Genomic DNA, 3,257 nt, shown 5'->3' on the forward strand with positions numbered 1-3,257 from the left:
CCGCGCGGTGACCAGCCGCAGGCGATCAAGGAGCTGGTCGAAGGCATCGACCGCAGCGATCGCACCCAGGTGCTGCTCGGCGTCACCGGCTCGGGCAAGACCTACACCATGGCCAAGGTGATCGAGGCAACACAGCGCCCGGCCATCATCCTGGCGCCGAACAAGACGCTGGCGGCGCAGCTCTACGGCGAGTTCAAGAACTTCTTTCCCGACAACGCCGTCGAGTATTTCGTCTCGTATTACGACTACTACCAGCCGGAAGCCTACGTCCCGCGCACCGACACCTATATCGAGAAGGATTCGTCGATCAACGAGCAGATCGACCGGATGCGCCACGCCGCCACCCGCGCGCTGCTGGAACGCGACGACGTCATCATCGTCGCCTCTGTGTCGTGCATCTACGGTATCGGCTCGGTCGAGACCTATACGGCGATGACCTTCGCGCTGAAGCGCGGCGAACGCATCGATCAACGTCAACTGATCGCCGATCTGGTCGCGCTGCAGTACAAGCGCACCCAGGCCGACTTCACCCGCGGCACCTTCCGGGTGCGCGGCGACGTCATCGACATCTTCCCGGCGCACTACGAGGATCGCGCCTGGCGGGTGAAGATGTTCGGCGACGAGATTGAGGGCATCGAGGAATTCGACCCGCTCACCGGCCACAAGCAGGACGAGCTGGAGTTCGTCAAGATCTATGCCAATTCGCACTATGTGACGCCGCGGCCGACGCTGATCCAGGCGATCTCCTCGATCAAGACCGAGCTGAAATGGCGGCTCGACCAGTTGCACGCGCAGGGCCGCCTGCTCGAAGCGCAGCGTTTGGAGCAGCGCACCACGTTTGACATCGAGATGATGGAAGCGACCGGCAGCTGCGCCGGCATCGAGAACTACTCACGCTACCTCACCGGCCGCCGGCCGGGTGAGCCGCCGCCGACACTGTTCGAATACGTGCCCGACAACGCGCTGGTGTTCGCCGACGAAAGCCACGTCTCGATCCCGCAGATCGGCGCGATGTTCAAAGGCGACTTCCGCCGCAAGGCGACGCTCGCCGAATATGGCTTCCGGCTGCCGTCCTGTATGGACAACCGGCCGCTGCGCTTCGAAGAATGGGACATGATGCGGCCGCAGACCGTCGCGGTGTCGGCAACGCCGGCGGCGTGGGAGCTGAACGAGAGCGGCGGCGTGTTCGTCGAACAGGTCATTCGCCCGACCGGTCTGATCGATCCGCCGGTCGACATTCGCCCGGCCCGCACCCAGGTCGACGATCTCGTCGGCGAAGTCCGCGCCACCGCGGCGCGCGGCTATCGCACGCTGATTACCGTGCTGACCAAGCGCATGGCCGAGGACCTCACCGAGTTCCTGCACGAGCAGGGCATCCGCGTGCGCTACATGCACTCAGACATCGACACCATCGAGCGCATCGAGATCATCCGTGACCTGCGGCTCGGGGCGTTCGACGCGCTGGTCGGCATCAACCTGCTGCGCGAAGGCCTCGACATTCCGGAATGCGCGCTGGTGGCGATCCTCGATGCCGACAAGGAAGGCTTCCTGCGCAGCGAGACCTCGCTGATCCAGACCATCGGCCGCGCGGCGCGCAACGTCGACGGCAAGGTGATCCTCTACGCGGATCAGATCACCGGCTCGATGCAGCGTTCGATCGACGAGACCAATCGCCGCCGCGAGAAACAGATCGAATACAACACCGCGCACGGCATCACGCCGGAGAGCGTCAAGAAGTCGATCGGCGATATTCTGAACAGCGTGTACGAGCGCGACCACGTGCTGGTCGAAATCGGCGACGGCAAGGGCGCCGGCTTCACCGACGACGCCGCAGTGATCGGCCACAATTTCGAGGCGGTGCTGGCCGATCTCGAAACCAGGATGCGCGAAGCCGCCGCCGACCTGAACTTCGAAGAAGCCGCCCGCCTGCGCGACGAAGTCAAACGCCTGCGCGCCACCGAGCTCGCAGTGATCGACGATCCGACGGTGAAACAGCGCAAGGTTGCTGACAAAGCCGGCAGCTACGCCGGCGCCAAGCGCTACGGCGACGCCGCGAATTTGCCGGCCGACGCTGGCAAAGGCGGACGCGGCAAGGCTGGAGCGCGCGGCGCGTCGGGCGACAGTGTTTCGCGAGGCGGCGCCGTCTCGTCACCCTCCCCCTTGCGGGGAGGGTCAGCCGAAGGCCGGAGTGGGGGTACCCCAGGCACAGCGTCAAAAGTCCACAAGCCCGACCTCGACGAAATGGGCATCGCCGGCTTTCACGAATTCAAGAAAGTCCAGCGCCCCAAGCCACGCAAGCCCACGCTCGACGAAATGGGCCCGGGCACCGAGAGCAAGATCTATCAGCCGACCTCCAGCCGCGAAGCCGGCCCCGAATTCGGCCCCTCCCCGCGCTCGACCGGCGGCGCGCCGGGAAAGCGGGGTGGATGGAAGAAGAGGTAGCTGGCCCCCGGTTGCAAAGGCCAATTGTAGCGCTTAAGCTACAAATGAGGGCGACCGGATGTCGACGATCCGAAAGACGCAAGAGTTCGAGCGCTGGTTGCGAAATCTGAGAGACAGCCGGGCTCGCGTTCGAATCCTTTTGAGGCTCGACCGGCTGGAGCTAGGGAATCCTGGCGATGTCGCTCCTATTGGCGAGGGTGTCAGCGAGCTCCGCGTCCACTACGGGCCAGGTTATCGGGTGTATTTCGTTGAGCGCGGCGCAACTCTGGTCGTACTGCTCTGTGGCGGCGACAAGAGCTCACAGGCGGCGGATATCGCCACCGCGAAGCGACTGGCAAGAGAGTTGGAGGATTGAACATGGTGAGCACGACGCCGTTCGACGCTGCTGACTATCTCGATAGTCCCGAAATGATCGCGGACTATTTGACCGAAGCCTTCGCATCTGAGGATCCGGCACTCATCACCAAGGCGATTGGCGCTGTCGCGCGCGCCAAGGGTATGAGCGGCGTCGCGGAAGACACAGGCCTGTCCCGAGAGAACCTGTACCGCGCGCTCGGCGGCGGCGCGAAACCCGAATTTGCGACCGTGCTGAAGGTGCTGCACGCACTCGGCATCAGCTTAGTGGCACAGCCGAAGGTCGCGTAGACGGGGCGATATATTCTACCTCGGTCGGCAGAGCTTCAGCCGTCTACCTGATCACTCAGAGCCTTTACCGCCTCCTCCACCTTCTTCCGATCTTCCACCAGCACATACTCCCCGCGTCCCAGCGTCGCCGCGCTGGCCATGACCACCGCGCGCTTCGGGCAGATGCCGAG

3 protein-coding genes and 1 pseudogene are annotated in these 3,257 nt (G+C 64.1%); 3 read left to right on the forward strand and 1 reads right to left on the reverse strand.

The window, feature by feature from the left end:
• The 3 genes from uvrB to DYI24_RS23905 form a co-directional block, all read left to right on the forward strand.
• Window positions 1-2,442, forward strand: a 2,442-nt coding sequence (uvrB, locus tag DYI24_RS23895) for an excinuclease ABC subunit UvrB (RefSeq protein WP_164574093.1), incomplete at its 5' end; no start/stop codon positions are given.
• A 58-nt stretch (window positions 2,443-2,500) separates the two neighbouring features.
• On the forward strand, window positions 2,501-2,797 hold the full coding sequence (locus tag DYI24_RS23900; RefSeq protein ID WP_107345920.1) for a type II toxin-antitoxin system RelE/ParE family toxin: 297 nt from the start codon (window positions 2,501-2,503) through the stop codon (window positions 2,795-2,797).
• Window positions 2,798-2,799: 2 nt separating this feature from the next.
• Window positions 2,800-3,087 carry an addiction module antidote protein gene (locus DYI24_RS23905; RefSeq protein WP_107345921.1) on the forward strand — a complete coding sequence of 96 codons (288 nt, stop codon included), beginning with the start codon at window positions 2,800-2,802 and terminating at the stop codon, window positions 3,085-3,087.
• Between the two features lie 35 nt (window positions 3,088-3,122).
• Here DYI24_RS23905 and DYI24_RS28440 read toward each other — a convergent pair.
• A pseudogene (locus DYI24_RS28440) lies at window positions 3,123-3,257 on the reverse strand ((2Fe-2S) ferredoxin domain-containing protein); the annotation flags it as partial.

The sequence above is a fragment of the Rhodopseudomonas sp. BR0C11 genome (genome assembly GCF_010820945.1).
In the GTDB taxonomy this organism is placed as follows: Bacteria; Pseudomonadota; Alphaproteobacteria; order Rhizobiales; family Xanthobacteraceae; genus Rhodopseudomonas; species Rhodopseudomonas palustris_H.